Annotated in this window: 15 protein-coding genes; 1 reads left to right on the top strand and 14 read right to left on the bottom strand. The window is 66.6% G+C overall.

Annotated elements, in window-relative coordinates:
* Window positions 1-304: 304 nt before the first annotated feature.
* Together AC3A6B_RS00610 and AC3A6B_RS00605 are read right to left on the bottom strand one after the other, a co-directional pair.
* Window positions 305-1,291 carry a tripartite tricarboxylate transporter substrate binding protein gene (locus tag AC3A6B_RS00610; RefSeq protein ID WP_487834814.1) on the bottom strand — a complete coding sequence of 329 codons (987 nt, stop codon included), beginning with the start codon at window positions 1,289-1,291 and terminating at the stop codon, window positions 305-307.
* A gap of 32 nt (window positions 1,292-1,323) precedes the next feature.
* Complete coding sequence (locus AC3A6B_RS00605) at window positions 1,324-2,193, bottom strand: fumarylacetoacetate hydrolase family protein (protein WP_487834813.1); 870 nt, start codon at window positions 2,191-2,193, stop codon at window positions 1,324-1,326.
* 109 nt (window positions 2,194-2,302) lie between these two features.
* On the opposite strand from AC3A6B_RS00605, the gene AC3A6B_RS00600 reads away from it, so the two are divergent.
* Window positions 2,303-2,974, top strand: a complete 672-nt coding sequence (locus tag AC3A6B_RS00600) for a FadR/GntR family transcriptional regulator (protein ID WP_487834812.1) — start codon at window positions 2,303-2,305, stop codon at window positions 2,972-2,974.
* A 161-nt stretch (window positions 2,975-3,135) separates the two neighbouring features.
* Here AC3A6B_RS00600 and dnaJ read toward each other — a convergent pair whose 3' ends face one another.
* From dnaJ to AC3A6B_RS00540, 12 genes are all read right to left on the bottom strand, one after another.
* Complete coding sequence (gene dnaJ / locus AC3A6B_RS00595; RefSeq protein WP_487834811.1) at window positions 3,136-4,275, bottom strand: molecular chaperone DnaJ; 1,140 nt, start codon at window positions 4,273-4,275, stop codon at window positions 3,136-3,138.
* A gap of 82 nt (window positions 4,276-4,357) precedes the next feature.
* Window positions 4,358-6,295, bottom strand: coding sequence for a molecular chaperone DnaK (gene dnaK / locus AC3A6B_RS00590; RefSeq protein ID WP_487834810.1), 1,938 nt, complete (start codon window positions 6,293-6,295; stop codon window positions 4,358-4,360).
* 102 nt (window positions 6,296-6,397) lie between these two features.
* Window positions 6,398-6,967 (bottom strand): nucleotide exchange factor GrpE, encoded by a 570-nt coding sequence (grpE, locus tag AC3A6B_RS00585; protein WP_487834809.1) that lies wholly within the window; start codon window positions 6,965-6,967, stop codon window positions 6,398-6,400.
* 130 nt (window positions 6,968-7,097) lie between these two features.
* The gene (locus AC3A6B_RS00580) at window positions 7,098-7,448 is read right to left on the bottom strand and encodes an FKBP-type peptidyl-prolyl cis-trans isomerase (RefSeq protein WP_487834808.1); all 351 of its coding nucleotides are present in this window, start codon (window positions 7,446-7,448) and stop codon (window positions 7,098-7,100) included.
* A 38-nt stretch (window positions 7,449-7,486) separates the two neighbouring features.
* Complete coding sequence (locus AC3A6B_RS00575; RefSeq protein ID WP_487834807.1) at window positions 7,487-7,849, bottom strand: winged helix-turn-helix transcriptional regulator; 363 nt, start codon at window positions 7,847-7,849, stop codon at window positions 7,487-7,489.
* A 172-nt stretch (window positions 7,850-8,021) separates the two neighbouring features.
* Window positions 8,022-8,873, bottom strand: coding sequence for an archaetidylserine decarboxylase (asd, locus tag AC3A6B_RS00570; protein ID WP_487834806.1), 852 nt, complete (start codon window positions 8,871-8,873; stop codon window positions 8,022-8,024).
* A 67-nt stretch (window positions 8,874-8,940) separates the two neighbouring features.
* Complete coding sequence (locus AC3A6B_RS00565) at window positions 8,941-9,933, bottom strand: Bug family tripartite tricarboxylate transporter substrate binding protein (RefSeq protein ID WP_487834805.1); 993 nt, start codon at window positions 9,931-9,933, stop codon at window positions 8,941-8,943.
* A 36-nt stretch (window positions 9,934-9,969) separates the two neighbouring features.
* Window positions 9,970-11,070 (bottom strand): lactonase family protein, encoded by a 1,101-nt coding sequence (locus AC3A6B_RS00560; protein ID WP_487834804.1) that lies wholly within the window; start codon window positions 11,068-11,070, stop codon window positions 9,970-9,972.
* A 27-nt stretch (window positions 11,071-11,097) separates the two neighbouring features.
* Window positions 11,098-11,862 (bottom strand): SDR family NAD(P)-dependent oxidoreductase, encoded by a 765-nt coding sequence (locus AC3A6B_RS00555; RefSeq protein ID WP_487834803.1) that lies wholly within the window; start codon window positions 11,860-11,862, stop codon window positions 11,098-11,100.
* A 13-nt stretch (window positions 11,863-11,875) separates the two neighbouring features.
* Window positions 11,876-13,450 carry a galactarate dehydratase gene (gene garD, locus AC3A6B_RS00550; protein ID WP_487834802.1) on the bottom strand — a complete coding sequence of 525 codons (1,575 nt, stop codon included), beginning with the start codon at window positions 13,448-13,450 and terminating at the stop codon, window positions 11,876-11,878.
* Window positions 13,447-14,745, bottom strand: coding sequence for a TRAP transporter large permease (locus AC3A6B_RS00545; protein ID WP_487834801.1), 1,299 nt, complete (start codon window positions 14,743-14,745; stop codon window positions 13,447-13,449). Before AC3A6B_RS00545 ends, garD begins: the two co-directional genes overlap by 4 nt.
* Window positions 14,736-15,182 carry a TRAP transporter small permease gene (locus AC3A6B_RS00540; protein WP_487835224.1) on the bottom strand — a complete coding sequence of 149 codons (447 nt, stop codon included), beginning with the start codon at window positions 15,180-15,182 and terminating at the stop codon, window positions 14,736-14,738. The genes AC3A6B_RS00545 and AC3A6B_RS00540 overlap by 10 nt, the downstream gene beginning before the upstream one ends.
* Window positions 15,183-15,220: the final 38 nt, after the last annotated feature.

Below are 15,220 nucleotides of genomic sequence, written 5' to 3'. Positions count from 1 at the left end.
GCAGGAACTTGGTCAAAGCATAGAACAAAGAGCGCGTCCAGCAAATTGCTTTTCAAATAAGAATTGGCGCGTTGTTTAAAAGTTCCAACGCGAAACCGGAAGCAATAGTCAGATCGACCGAAAAATGCGTGACGCACGAAGTCGGCCGGGGCAGGCTCTTCGTCGATGTGCGCGCAGGTTCTTTTCTTATGCCTTGAAACACAGTCGGGACACAACGTCCTGCCTTTGGTTATAGGCTACGCGCGACGCGAACGCATCGGTAGTAGGCCGGTTGCTCGAACGGCCGCGAGGAAACCGCCAGCCGCTACTCGACCTTGCCGATCTTGCGGACCGCCTCGGTCATCATGGCGGCATCGGCATTCCAGTACGACTGGAACTCGGGCGCGTCGAGGTAGGCGATGGGGCTCCCCGCCTTCTCGATGACCTGCACCACCGCCGGATCTGCAGCCGCCTTCGCCGACGCCGCGCGCAGCCGCCGCACGATCTCGTCCGGCGTCGCAGCGGGAACGAAAAGCCCCGACCACTGCGCGAACTTCACCTTGAATCCCGACTGATCGAGGCTCGGTACCTCGGGCAGCGCGGCCAACGGGCGCTCGCCCCAGTGCGCGAGCGCGCGCAGCTTGCCGGCCTTGATCTGCTGGACCACCGTCGGCGGCCCGCTCGCGAGCGCGTCGACCTGCCCCGCGAGCAGAGCGACCACCGCCGGCCCTGCGCCGGTGTAGGGGATGTGGGTCATGCGAAAGCCGGCGGCGTTCTTCAGCATCTCCATCGGCACATGCATCGTGCCGTAGTTGCCGGAGCTGCCGTAGTTGTAAGCGCCGGGCTTGGTGCGCGCGTCGGCGATGAACTCCGCCAGCGTTTTCCACGGCGCGTCCGCGCGCACGACCAGCACGGTCGGATCGGCGGTGAAGCGCGCGATCGGCTTGAACTGGCTCGTCTGGTAGGCGGGCTTGCGCTCGAGGATGGCGTCGGCCTCCGGCAGGATGGAGATCGAGGACAGGCTCAGCAGCACGGTGTAGCCGTCGGCCGGCGCGCGGGCCGCGAAGCCGATGCCTACCGCGCCGCCCGCGCCGGCCTTGTTCTCGACGATCACGGATTGTTTCAGTTCGCGCGAGAGGGCCTCGGCCACGGGCCGTGCGACCGTATCCGCAACGCCGCCCGGCGGGAATGGCACGACCATCGTGATCGGCTTGTCGGGCCAACTCGATTGCGCGATCGCCGCCGTGACGGTGGCGCAGCAGGCGGCCGCGAAGAATGCCGCGCGCAGCAGCGCGCGTGGATATGCATGCATGAGCCTGTCTCCATTTGTTTGGGGGGCGCTTTTCAGACGAAGCGGTTTTCCAGCGTGCCGAGGCCGTCGATCTCGATGCGGACCGTGTCGCCCGCCTTCAGGTACTGCGGCGGCGACATGCCCATGCCGACGCCGGCCGGCGTGCCGGTGGCGATCACGTCGCCGGGATACAGGGTGATGCCGCGCGAACAGGCCTCGATCAGCGCCGGAATGTCGAAGATGAAGTCGGCGGTCTGCGCATCCTGCCGCAGCTCGCCGTTGACCCAGCAGCGCACGCGCGTCTGCGTGCCGTCGAGCGCGTCGGCGCTCACGATCCAGGGGCCCATGGGACAGAAGGTGTCGAAGGACTTGCCCAGATCCCACTGCTGGTGGCGCATCTGCACGTCGCGCGCTGTGACATCATTGACGATGGTGTAACCAAACACGTGCGACAACGCCTCGCCGCGCGCGATGTTGCGGCCGCCCTTGCCGATGACCACGGCCAGCTCGGCCTCGTAGTCGATCTGCGCCGACACCGACTCGCCCGGCAGCCGCACCTCGTCCTGTGGCCCGATCACGCATTCCGGCACCTTGGTGAACACGATCGGCCAGGCATCGGCCTTGGCCGTGTTGTTCCTGAAGACCGAGGCCGACAGTTCCTTGGCATGGGCGTGGTAGTTGCGTCCGACGCAGAAGATGTTGCGGCGCGGCAGGGGCAAGGGGGCTTCGAGCCTCACCTCGCTGCGGGCGAGCGGCGCACCCGCAGAAGGCAAGGCCGCTCCGGAAGCCCGATCTTCGATCAGGGACAGTGCGCCGCGCTGCGCCCGGGCATCGTCGAGCTGGAGCGGACTGACGGTCGCCCCGTCTTCCGAGACCAGGCCGACCCGGCGTCGGCCTTGATACTGATAAGTGGCGATGCGCAAAATGATCTCCTTGGTGAGACCAAATGCTACCAATCGAGTACCAAATGCACAATAGAGCCGCCTGCGCCGCGGTTGATACGATCGGCGCACTCCTTCAATTCATACGACCGTGTACAGCGCCCTGACCCTGCGGGAAGCCATTCTCGAGAACCTGAAATCGCGCACTTGGCGAGCCGGCCACCGGCTGCCGACCGAGCGCGAACTGAGCGGGCAGTTCGGGCTCAGCCGTGGCGCGGTACGCCGCGTGCTGGCCGACCTGAAGGGCCGGGGGCTGATCACCCAGACGGTGGGCAGCGGGACCTACGTCAGCGAGGAGGTCGCGCAGGCGCTGGCGGAACTCAGCCATGGCGAGTCGCCGCTCGCGACCAGTCCTGCCGAGCTGATGAGCGCGCGCCTGGTGCTCGAGCCCGCCATCATCGCCATGGTCGTCGGCAATGCCACGGCCGCCGATTTCGCCAGGATGGAAGAGTGCTGCGACCGGGGCGAGGCGGCGGCGAGCCTCGAGGAATTCGAGCTATGGGACGGCAGGTTGCACGAGGCCATCGCCGGCGCCGCGCACAACGCCTTCATCGCGGCCGTGTTTCAGCGCATGAACGAGGTGCGCGCGCAGGGAGAGTGGGGCATGCTCAAGCGCCGCAGCGCCACGCCGGAGCGCAGGCTGGACTACCAGCGCGAGCATCGCGAACTGGTCGCCGCGCTCAAGGACCGCGACGGCGCGCGCGCCGTGCAGCTCTGCCTGCAGCATCTGACGCACGTGCGGCGCAATCTGCTGGGCTATTGAGCCCGCGGCGACCAATCAAGCCCAAATGGTCGCGTGAGCTGGCAGCTGGCCGGCGAAGCCAGGCTCGTTCGGGAAACACCGCGGAACCGGCGTTGCCGGGCCGCTGGTGGTGCCCCCGGTGAAGGACCACACGAAGTGGGGGAGCCTGGGGGAGAGCCTATTCAGCTAAAAAATTCCTTGGCCTTGTCGAACCAGCCCTTGTCCGTGGGGCTGTGCTTGTCGCCGCCCTTCTTGAGCGATTCGTCGAGCTCTTTCAGCAGCTTGCGCTGGTGCTCGGTGAGCTTGACCGGCGTCTCCACGCGGACGTGGCAGTAGAGGTCGCCCGGGTAGGTGGAGCGCACGCCCTTGATGCCCTTGCCGCGCAGGCGGAACTGCTTGCCGCTCTGGGTGCCGTCGGGGATGTCGATCGCGGCCGCACCCTTGAGCGTGGGCACATTGATCTCGCCGCCCAGCGCGGCGGTGGTGATGCTGACTGGCACCACGCAATGCAGGTCGTCGCCGTCGCGCTCGAACAGCTCGTGCTTCTTGAGCCGGATCTCTATATAGAGGTCGCCGGGCGGTCCGCCGTTGGTGCCGGGCTCGCCGTTGCCGGTACTGCGGATGCGCATGCCGTCGTCGATGCCGGCCGGGATCTTGACCTCGAGCGTCTTGTTGTTCTTGATCTTGCCCTGGCCGTGGCAGGTGGTGCAGGGCTCGGGAATGATCTTGCCGCTGCCGTGGCAGGTCGGGCAGGTCTGCTGCACGCTGAAGAAACCTTGGCGCATCTGCACCGCGCCCTGGCCGTGGCAGGTGGTGCAGGTGATGGGCTTGGTGCCCGGCTTGGCGCCCGTGCCCTTGCAGGTGCCGCAATCGTCCCAGCTCGGAATGCGGATCTGCGCTTCCTTGCCCTCGGCCGCCTCCTCGAGCGTCACTTCCATCGCATAGCTCAGGTCACTGCCGCGGAACACTTGGCGTCCTCCGCCTGCACGACCGCCGGCGCGGCCGCCGAACACGTCGCCGAAGATGTCGCCGAAGGCTTCCGCGAAGCCGCCGAATCCTTCTGCGCCCGGGCCGCCGCGCATGTTGGGGTCCACGCCCGCATGGCCGTACTGGTCATAGGCGGCGCGCTTCTGCGCGTCCGACAGCATCTCGTAGGCTTCCTTGACCTCCTTGAACTTGGCCTCGGCTTCCTTGCCGGTGTCGCCATGGTTGCGGTCGGGGTGGTGCTTCATCGCGAGCTTGCGATAAGCCTTCTTGATTTCTTCCTCGCTCGCGTTCTTCGGGACGCCGAGGGTTTCGTAGTAGTCGCGTTTGGTGGCCATGGTCGGTGGGCTGGGGGAGCGAAAACGGAAAAAGGCCGGACCGCCCTGTCAGGAGATCCAGCCTTGCATCAGGGTCGAAAAATCAACCCTTCTTGACTTCCTTGACCTCGGCGTCGACCACGTTGTCGTCGGCCGGGGCGCTTGCAGCTTCCGGGCCAGTGCCGCCTGCCGCGCCGCCCGCGGCTCCGGCGGCCGCCTGGGCGTCGGCGTACATCTTCTCGCCGAGCTTCTGGCTGGCCGTCATCAGCGTGTTGGTCTTCTCCTCGATCGCTGCCTTGTCGTCGCCCTTCAGGACTTCTTCCAGCTCCTTGATCGCGGCTTCGATCTTTTCCTTTTCGCCCGCATCCAGGCTCGCGCCGTGCTCGCCGAGCGACTTCTTCACGCTGTGCGCCATCGCCTCGCCCTGGTTGCGGGCCTGGGCGAGCTCGACCTTCTTCTTGTCCTCGGCGGCGTTGAGCTCGGCATCCTTCACCATCTTCTGGATCTCGTCCTCCGACAGGCCCGAGTTCGCCTTGATGGTGATCTTGTTTTCCTTGCCGGTGCCCTTGTCCTTGGCGCCGACGTGCAGGATGCCGTTGGCGTCGATGTCGAAGCTCACCTCGATCTGCGGCGTGCCGCGCGCGGCCGGCGGGATGCCTTCGAGGTTGAATTCGCCGAGCAGCTTGTTGCCCGCGGCGATCTCGCGCTCGCCCTGGAACACCTTGATCGTCACCGCCGGCTGGTTGTCTTCCGCGGTCGAGAAGGTCTGCGCGAACTTGGTCGGGATCGTGGTGTTCTTCGTGATCATCTTGGTCATCACGCCGCCCATGGTCTCGATGCCGAGCGACAGCGGGGTCACGTCGAGCAGCAGCACGTCCTTGCGGTCGCCGGAGAGCACCTGGCCCTGGATCGCGGCGCCGACGGCCACGGCCTCGTCCGGGTTCACGTCCTTGCGCGGCTCCTTGCCGAAGAATTCCTTCACCTTCTCCTGCACCTTGGGCATGCGGGTCATGCCGCCGACCAGGATCACGTCGTGGATGTCGTTCACCGACACGCCGGCGTCCTTGATGGCGGTGCGGCAGGGCGCGATGGTGCGCTCGATCAGCTCGTCGACCAGCGACTCGAGCTTGGCCCGCGTGAGCTTGATGTTCAGGTGCTTCGGACCCGAGGCGTCGGCCGTGATGTAGGGCAGGTTGACGTCGGTCTGGGCGCTGTTCGAAAGCTCGATCTTGGCCTTTTCCGCGGCTTCCTTCAGGCGCTGCAGCGCGAGCACGTCCTTGCTGAGGTCGACGCCCTGGTCCTTCTTGAACTCGCCGATGATGTAGTCGATCACGCGCTGGTCGAAGTCCTCGCCGCCGAGGAAGGTGTCGCCGTTGGTCGACAGCACTTCGAACTGCTTTTCGCCGTCGACATCGGCGATCTCGATGATCGAGATGTCGAAGGTGCCGCCGCCCAGGTCATACACGGCGATCTTGCGGTCGGCGCGGTCCTGCTTGTCGAGGCCGAAGGCCAGCGCGGCCGCGGTCGGCTCGTTGATGATGCGCTTGACGTCCAGGCCGGCGATGCGGCCGGCATCCTTGGTGGCCTGGCGCTGGCTGTCGTTGAAGTAGGCCGGAACCGTGATCACGGCCTCGGTGACGGCTTCGCCGAGATAGTCTTCGGCGGTTTTCTTCATCTTGCGCAGGATCTCGGCGCTGACCTGAGGCGGCGCGAGCTTCTTGCCGCGCACTTCGACCCAGGCGTCGCCGTTGTCGGCCTTGGTGATGCTGTAGGGCATCAGGTCGATGTCCTTCTGGACTTCCTTTTCCTCGAACTTGCGGCCGATCAGGCGCTTGACGGCGTAGATCGTGTTCTTCGGGTTGGTGACGGCCTGGCGCTTGGCCGAAGCGCCGACCAGCACTTCACCGTCTTCCTGGTAAGCGACGATCGAGGGCGTGGTGCGCGCGCCTTCCGAGTTCTCGATCACGCGGGTGGTGTTGCCTTCCATGATCGACACGCACGAATTGGTGGTGCCGAGGTCGATGCCGATGATTCTGGCCATGTTGTTTGCTCCTGAACGCGAAAAATATGTTGTTGTGAACTTGTGGATAACCCAGCTCGATTCAAGGGACGAAACGGGGATTTCCTGTGGGTTCCCGTGGATTCAGTTGGGCGCGCTGACCGTCACCAGCGCCGGGCGCAGCACGCGCTCGGCGATCGTGTAGCCCTTCTGCAGCACGCTCACGATGGTGTTGGCTTCCTGGCCTTCGGCCGGCACCACCGAGATCGCCTGGTGCTGGTGCGGGTCGAACCTGGTGCCGGCGGCGGGCGCGATTTCGATCACCTTGTTGCGTTCCAGCGCGCTCTTGAGCTGGCGCAGCGTGGCTTCGGCGCCTTCGCGGATCTGCTCCGGCGTGGCGTCCTTGTGGCCCAGGCCGGCCTCGAGGCTGTCGAGCACGGGCAGCAGGCTTTCGGCAAAGGACTCGATCGCGAACTTGCGGCCCTTGCTGACCTCCTCGTCGGCACGGCGGCGCGCGTTCTGCACATCGGCCTGCGCGCGCAGGTACTGGTCGGTCAGTTCGGCGTTCTTGGCCTGCAGCGCGGCGATCTCGGCCGCGGCGGCTGCCAGGGCGTCGGCCTCGTTGGCGGCTTGCGCGGCTTCCAGCTCTTCGGGGCTGGGTTCGCCCTGCAGGAAGTTCTCGGGATTCGATTGGGGGTTTTGCGGGTCTGACATGCTCAAAAAGCCGGCGGCCACGCCGGAAAACAAAACAATAGCGGGCCAGATGGGGCTGGGCGCAGGGTTTTCAAGGCAAAAAAATGCGCCCATCCAGGCGCATTTCGCTCGGGACGGAGGTGCCGCCCGCTCAGTGGGCGTCGAGCAGCTCGACGTCGAACTTCAGGGTCGCATTCGGCGGGATCACGCCGCCGGCGCCGCGCGCGCCGTAGCCGAGTGCGGGCGGGATGATCAGCGTGCGCTTGCCGCCGATCTTCATGCCGGCGACGCCTTCGTCCCAGCCCTTGATGACCTGGCCGGCGCCCAGCGAGAAGGCGAAGGGGTCGTTGCGATCGCGGCTGGAGTCGAACTTGGCGCCTTGCACGCCGTCGTTGTAGAGCCAGCCGGTGTAGTGCACATGCACGTGCTGGCCGGCCTTGGCTTCGGCGCCGTCGCCGACGGTGGTGTCTTCGTACTGCAGGCCGGTGGGGGTGGTGGGCATGGAATGCTCCTTTGGGATGAGGAAAAAAGCCCCGCAGTTTAACGAGGCGCCGGATTCGGCCCGAGCTGCTTGAGGGGCGGGGGCACGGCAGGCGCCGTTTTCTTGACCTGGTTCACCTGCCACTTCACGGCAAAGGCCTGCAAGTCGGACAGGCGCTTGAGCAGGTCCTGTCCGCTCAAGGTGAGGCTGTAGCCCTCGCTGCCGTGGTTCACGATGCCGGCTTCGCGCAACTCCTTGATGCGGGTGTTGAGCGTATTGGGCGTGATGTTGCCGACGCTGTCCTGCAGCAGGCGGAAGGTCTGGGCGTGGCCGTCGCGCAGTGCCCAGAGCACGCGCAGTGCGTAGCGGGCTTCCAGCAGCGCAAGCAATTGGTTGACGGCCGCGTTTTCCTTGCTACTCATCGAACAACATCTCCTCGGGGTGGCGGCTGCACGACGCCGTGGCGCCGCGCGTTTTTTTATGTTGGGTGCTGGACCACTCGGATCGGGCCGGCGACTATATCCCAGAAGGCGGCTTGCTACAAGTTTTATAGCTATGCAATGAAGCCGGCTGCGGGTCGCCGAGGAGGCGCCTTCAAGGGCCTGGATAGTTGGCCATGAGTTCGCCGAGCCGGATCGAGCCCGCCGGCGACCAGTTCGGGTTGAAGACGAGCGGTGGCGGCGGGAACAGCATCACCACCGTGGACCCGAGCAGGAATCGGCCCATCTCCTCGCCTTGCTTGAGCACGATCTGGCCGTCGGCGTAGTGCCATTCGCGCACTTCGCCGCCGCGCGGCGGATTGACCACGCCATGCCACACGGTCGCCATGCTGCCGACGATGGTGGCGCCGACCAGCACCAGCACGAAGGGGCCGCGCGCCGATTCGAAGACGCACACCACGCGCTCGTTGCGCGCGAAGAGGCCGGGCACGCCGCGCGCCGTGGCCGGATTGACCGAGAACAGCTCGCCCGGCACGTAGATCATGCGCGAGAGGCGGCCGTCGCAGGGCATGTGGATGCGGTGGTAGTCCTTCGGGCTCAGGTAGAGCGTGGCGAAGCTGCCGTGCGCGAACTGCGCCGCCAGCCCCGCATCGCCGCCGACCAGCGCGGTGATGCTGTAGCGGTGGCCCTTGGCCTGGAAGATCTGGTCGCCCTCGATGGAGCCGAACTGGCTGATCGCGCCGTCGACCGGCGACACCAGGTCGGCGTTCGCGATCGGGCGTGCACCCGGCTTCAAGGCCCGCGTGAAGAACTCGTTGAAGCTCGGATAGCTCGCGATGTCGCTGTCGAGCGCCTCGCCCATGTCGACGCCGTACTTGGCGACGAAGCGTCGGATGATCCAGGTCGTGACCGCACCGCGCTCCTTGCCGGCCACCCAGCCGGCAAACGAAGTCAGTGCCTGTTTGGGAAAGAGGTACTGCGGCAGGACGAAGAGGCGGTCGGACAAGAAGGGGCTTCCAAAAAAGGGAAGGCGATTCTATCGAGCGCCCCGCCTGTCGCCCGTGGGACTGCGGCTACTCTGCTTTGATGTTGGCGGCCTTGATGACCTGCGCCCACTTCTCGACCTCGGCCTTCTGGAAGGCGGCGATCTGCGCGGTCGTCATGTCGGCCGGTTCCATGCCGAAGCCCTTGAGCTTGTCCTGCATCTCGGGCTGGGCGAGGATCTTGCGGATCTCGGTGTGCAGCCGGTCGACGATGGGCGCCGGCGTGCCGGCCGGCACGAAGATCGCCTGCCAGGACAGCACCTCGAAGTCCTTCAGGCCCGGCAGGCCCGACTCCGCCACCGTCGGCACGTCCGGCATCGAGGCCAGCCGCTTGGCCGAGCTGACGGCGATCGCGCGCAGCTTGCCGCTCTGGATGTGCGGGCCGGCGACTACCGTGGTGTCGAACATCATGTCGACCTGGCCGCCGATCACGTCCTGGATCGCCGGGCCGCTGCCCTTGTAGGGCACATGCGTGAACTTGACGCCCGACTTGTAAGACAGCAGCTCCAGCGTCAGGTGCTGCGAGGTGCCGGTGCCCGCCGAAGCGGACGAGAGCCCGCCTGACTTGGTCTTGCTGGCCTCGAGCACGTCCTTCAGCGTCTTGTAGGGACTGGCCTGGTTGACCACCAGCACCACCGGGTTGGTGCCGATCAGCGTGACCGGTGCAAAGGACTTCTGCGGGTCGTAGCCGATCTTCGGATAGAGGCTCACGTTGATCGCGTGCGAGCTGATGGTGCCGCCCAGCATGGTGTAGCCGTCGGGCGCGGCGCGCGACGCGATCTCCGAACCCACGCTGCCGCCGGCGCCGCCCTTGTTGTCGATCACGACGCTGGTGCCCAGCGCCGGCCCGAGCTTCTGGCTGATCAGGCGGCCGAGCACGTCGGTGGTGCCGCCGGCCGGAAAGGGCACGAGGTAGGTAATGGCCTTGCCTGTCGGCCACTGGCCCTGCGCGAAGGCGGGCAGGGCGGGCAGGCCCGCGGCGAGCGAGGCGATGGCGGTGTGGATCAGGGTGCGGCGTTGCATGACAGGGTCTCCTTGAAATTCAAATACAAAAAACGTTCACGGCAGCTCGACGATCTCGACCCAGTTCGGGTTCTTGCCCAGCGGCAGTCGCTGGGGCGTGCCGAGGGCGCCGCTCGCAGCGTCGATCGGGTGCACCGAGGCGCTGTGGGACTCCTGCCCGACGGCGACGAGGAAACGGCCGCTCGGATCGATGGCGAAGCCGCGCGGCGTCTTCTCGGTCGGCGTCTGGCCCAGCGCTTGCAGCCGGCCGGTCGAGGCGTCGACCTTGAAGCCCGACAGCGTGCTGGACGTGCGCTCCGACGCGTAGAGATAGCGGCCGTCGGGCGTGAGATGAAGATCGGCGGCCCAGGGCTTGCCGGTGAAGCCCGCCGGCAGCACAGTGGTGCTCTGCTGAAGTTGCAGCGTGCCGCGGGCGGCGTCCCAGGCATACACATGCAGCCCGGCGTCGAGCTCGTTCAGCAGGTACACGTTGCGCTGCGCCTTGTCCCAGACGAAGTGGCGCGGTCCCGACTTCGCGGCGCCGGTGGTCAGCGGCGGGTCGTTGGGCGACAAGACCCCGGTCTGGGCGTCGAAGCGCCAGCTCGATACGTTGTCGCCGCCCAGGCTGGTCGCCAGCACGAAGCGGTTGCCGGCATCGGCATGGATCGCGTGCGCGTTGGGTGCCGTGGGAAGCAACTGCTGGATCGGGCCGACGCTGCCCGTCTTCGGGTCGATGCTGTTGACCGTGATTTTGTGCCCCGGGTAGGAGGCTGCGAACAGCCAGCGCCCGGTGGCGTCGGTGTCGATGCTTGCCATGCTGTCGGCCAGCGGCGCCTCGCCCAGCTTCTTCAGCTTGCCGCTGGCGCCATCGATCGCGAAACTCGCGACGCGAAAGGGCTGCGAGCGCAGTGCGGCGTACAGGAAGCGCTTGTCGGGGCTCACCGCCATCGGCATCACCATGCCGCCGACGTTCACCGATTCCACGGGCTTCAGCGTGCCCTGGGCGCGATCGAGCTCGAGCACGGAAATTTCCTGGCTGTCCGCATTGGACACGTAGACCCAGGTGGCGGCCGAAACGCTGCCGCCGATCGCCGCGAGTCCGGGCGCGAGCAGCAGGGCGAGGCGGCGCAACGCGCGCGAAGTGATGGCTGGATGCATGTTCTTTTCCTTAGGGGTTCAGCCGGTTCACGGCATGTACTGGCCGCCGTTGACTTCGAGGATCTGGCCCGTCACGTAGCTCGAAAGCTGCTCCGATGCGAGATAGAGAAAGGCGCCCACGCAGTCGTCGGGCTCGCCGATCCGGGCCATCGGGATCGTGGCCTTGAAGGACTCGAGCATCTGCGGCGTCGAGAACTGGTCGTGGAAGGGCGTCTGGATCACGCCCGGCGCCACCGCGTTGACGCGGATGCGCTCGGCGGCGAGTTCCTTGGCCAGCCCGCGGGTCGCCGTGCTGACGAAGCCCTTGGCGCCGGCATACAGGTAGGCGCCCGGCCCGCCGCCGTGGCGCGCCGCGACCGACGAGACGTTGATGATGCTGCCGCCGCGGCCCTGCGCGCGCATGAGCGGCACCACTTCGCGGCAGAAGGCGAGCACCGAGCGCGCATTGATGTGCAGCACGTCATCGAAGAGCGCGTCGTCGAACTCGGCGATCGGCACGCGCTTGACCAGGCTGCCGGCGTTGTTGACGAGAACGTCGATGCCGCCAAGCCGAGCGACGGTTTCGCGCACCACGCGCCGGATCGCTTCGGTGTCGCGCACGTCGCCCTGTAGCGCGAAGGCTTCGCCGCCGGCAGCGGTGATTGCGTCCACCACCTCCTTCGCGGGGCCGGCCGAACGGTTGTAGTGGACGGCCACGCGCATGCCGCGCGCCGCATAGGCCCGCGCGACGGCGGCACCGATGCCGGTGCTGGCGCCCGTGACGAGGGCGGTCTTGCCTTTCAGATCTTCCATGCGATTCTCCTTTTCAGGTGACCGGCGCCGGATTGAACAGCACCAGTGCGTTGTGCAGCTTCCAATGCTCGGCCCAGGTCCTCTTGCGGCCGCTGGCCACGTCGAGCATCAGGCGGAACAGCTCCCAGCCCACGTCTTCGATCGTGGCTTCGCCATCGGCGATGCGGCCGGCGTTGACGTCCATCAGGTCGTGCCAGCGGCGTGCCAGGTCGCTGCGCGTGGCGACCTTGATCACCGGCACCTCGGCCAGGCCGTAGGGTGTGCCGCGGCCGGTGGTGAACACATGCAGGTTGATGCCGGCGGCGAGCTGCAGCGTGCCGCAGATGAAGTCGGAGGCCGGCGTGGCGGCATAGAGCAGGCCTTTCTGCCGCGCCTTCTCTCCAGGTGCCACGACGCCCGAGATCGGCGAGCTGCCCGACTTCACGATCGAGCCCATCGCCTTCTCGACGATGTTGGACAGCCCGCCCTTCTTGTTGCCGGGCGTGGTGTTGGCGCTGCGGTCGACGCGGCCCTTGTCGAGGTAGGCGTCGTACCAGGCCATCTCGCGGATCATGGCCTCGGCCACCTCGGGCGTGGTGGCGCGCGAGGTGAGCTGGTCGATGCCGTCGCGCACCTCGGTCACTTCCGAGAACATCACGGTGGCGCCGGCGCGCACCAGCAAGTCGGTGCAGAAGCCGACGGCCGGATTGGCGGTGACGCCCGAGAAGGCATCGCTGCCGCCGCACTGCACGCCGACCACCAGCTCGCTGGCCGGCACGGTTTCGCGCCGGCGGGCGTTCAGGCGCTCCAGGTGTTCTTCGGCCTGGCGCAGGATCGAATCGACCATCGACATGAAGCCGATGTGTGCCTCGTCCTGCAGGCAGACCACGTCGAGCCTGCTGTCGGCGTTCTCGCCGACATCGGCCACGTTGCGCTCGTCGATGAGCGGTATGGTGCCGGGCGGCATCAGGCGCTCGGGCTGCAGCTTCTCGCAGCCCAGGCTCACCACCATCACCTCGCCGCCGAAGTTGGGGTTGAGGCTGATGTTGCGCAGCGTGCGGATCGGGATGATCGCGTCGGGGGCATCGATCGCCACGCCGCAGCCGTAGCCGTGCTCCAGGGCCACCACGTCGTCGACGTTCGGAAACTTCGGCAGCAACTCCGCCTTGATGCGCTGCACGGCGAACTCGGTCACGCCGGCCACGCACTGCACGGTCTGGGTGATGGCCAGGATGTTTCTGGATCCGACCGAGCCGTCCGGGTTGCGGTAGCCCTCGAAGGTGTAGCCCTCGAGCGACGCCTGCGGCGGCGGCTTGACGGTGGCGATCGGCAAACCTTTGAGTTCGCGCGCGGCGGGCATCCGCAGAAGGCGCTCGTGCACCCAGCTGCCGGCAGCGATCGGCTTGAGCGCATAGCCGATCACGACGTCGTAGCGCCGCACCTCGCCGCCCTCGGGGATGTCGACCAGCGCCACCTTGTGCGCCTGCGGCACCTTCTCGCGCAGCGTCAGGCCCGAGGGGAACACGGTGCCGGCCGGCAGGCCGCCGTCGTTGGCCACGATCGCGACGTTGTCGCGCTCGTGCATGGTGATGTAGAGAGGGTCGCTCATTTCGGTGCGGAGAAGAGCTCGGGCAGCCACAGCGAGAATGCCGGCACGTAGGTCACCAGCATCAGGCACACCAGCAGCGCCCCGTAGAAGGGCCAGATCGATCGCATCACCTGCCCGACCGACACCCCTCCGATCGCGCAGCCGATGAACTGCGTGGTGCCGACCGGCGGCGTGTTCAGCCCGAGCGCGCAGTTGATCAGCATGACGATGCCGAACTGCACCGGGCTCATGCCGAACTGCATCGCGATCGGCAGGAAGATCGGCGTGCAGATCAGGATCGTGGCGGCCATGTCGAGGAAGGTGCCGAGCACGAACAGCAGCACATTGATCATCAGGAAGATGACCCAGGGGCTGTCCGAGACCGAGGTCATCAGCTCGCCGGTTTTCTGCGGCACCTCGTAGAGCGCCATGAAGTAGCCGAAGGCCGAGGAGATGCCGATCAGGAGCAGCACCACGCCGGTGGTCTTGCAGGCCTTGGCGCAGGCTTTCAGAAAATCCTTCCAGCTGAGCGAGCGATACACCAGCACCGTGACGCCCAGCGCCCACAGCACGGCGGTGGCCGCCGACTCGGTGGCGGTGAACACGCCCGACAGGATGCCGACCAGGATGATCGCGACGATCAGCAGCCCGGGCAGCGCGCCGATGAAGGCCGCCAGCACCTCGCCCCAGCCGGGGAAAGCGCCGCGGATCGGGTAGCCGCGCTTGATCGCCACGTAGTACGCGGCCGCCAGGTTGCACAGCGTCAGGAGCAGCGCCGGGATCAGGCCCGCCAGGATCAGGCTCAGCACGCTGACCGAGGCGAGGCCGGTGGTGGCCAGCGTGAAGATGATGAGGTTGTGCGAAGTCGGCATCAGCGCGCCGACCAGCGCCGCGTGGGTGGTGACGTTGACCGCGTAGTCCGCGTCGTAGCCCTCGCGCTTCATCAGCGGAATCATCACCGAGCCCATGGCCGACACGTCGGCCACCGGCGAGCCCGCCACGCCGCCGAACAGCGTGCAGCCGATCACGTTGCTCATGCCGAGCCCGCCGCGTACATGGCCGACCAGGCTGTTGGCGAAGCGCACGATGCGCTGCGCGATGCCGCCGTAGAGCATCAGCTCGCCGGCGAACACGAAGAAGGGGATGGCCAGGAACGAGAAGATCTGCATCCCGCCGACCATCTTCTGGAACACCACCGCCACCGGCAGGCCGGCATACACCACCGTCGCGATCGAGGCGAGGCCGATCGAGAATGCGACCGGCACGCCGAGGATCAGCAACGCGAGAAAACTAAGAGAGAGAACAGTCAATTCCACGCCGGCACCACTTCCTCGTCACGCAGCAGTGCCACGATGTGTTCAACCGAAAAAAGAACGATCAACAGGCCCGCGATCACGAGCGCCAGGTAGTCCATGCCCACCGGAATGCCCAGCATGGGCTTGATGTCGCTCCACTTGAGCCGGGTCCAGAGCCAGCCGCTGGAAACCATGATGGCGCCGAACAGCGCCACCAGTGCGTGGATCAGGATCTCGAGCTTGAGGCGCATCGACTCCGGCAGCAGCATGACCAGCGACTCCAGGCCGATGTGGCCGGCGTCGCGCACGCCGACCGCCACGCCGAGCGCAGTCACGTACAGCACCAACTGCAGCGCGAGGCCTTCGGCCCAGACCGGTGTGTCGTTGAAGAGGTAGCGCCCGACCACCTGGTACTGCACGCACACGATGATGGCGATCAGCAGCACCACGGCCAGCATCAGGCTGGCCTTGGAGAGCAGCGCGCACACGCGCGAGT

Source organism: Variovorax sp. Soil_C_33, assembly GCF_057656935.1.
The sequence above is the reverse complement of the archived record's forward strand: the minus strand, read 5'-3'. Positions and strand labels throughout refer to the sequence as shown.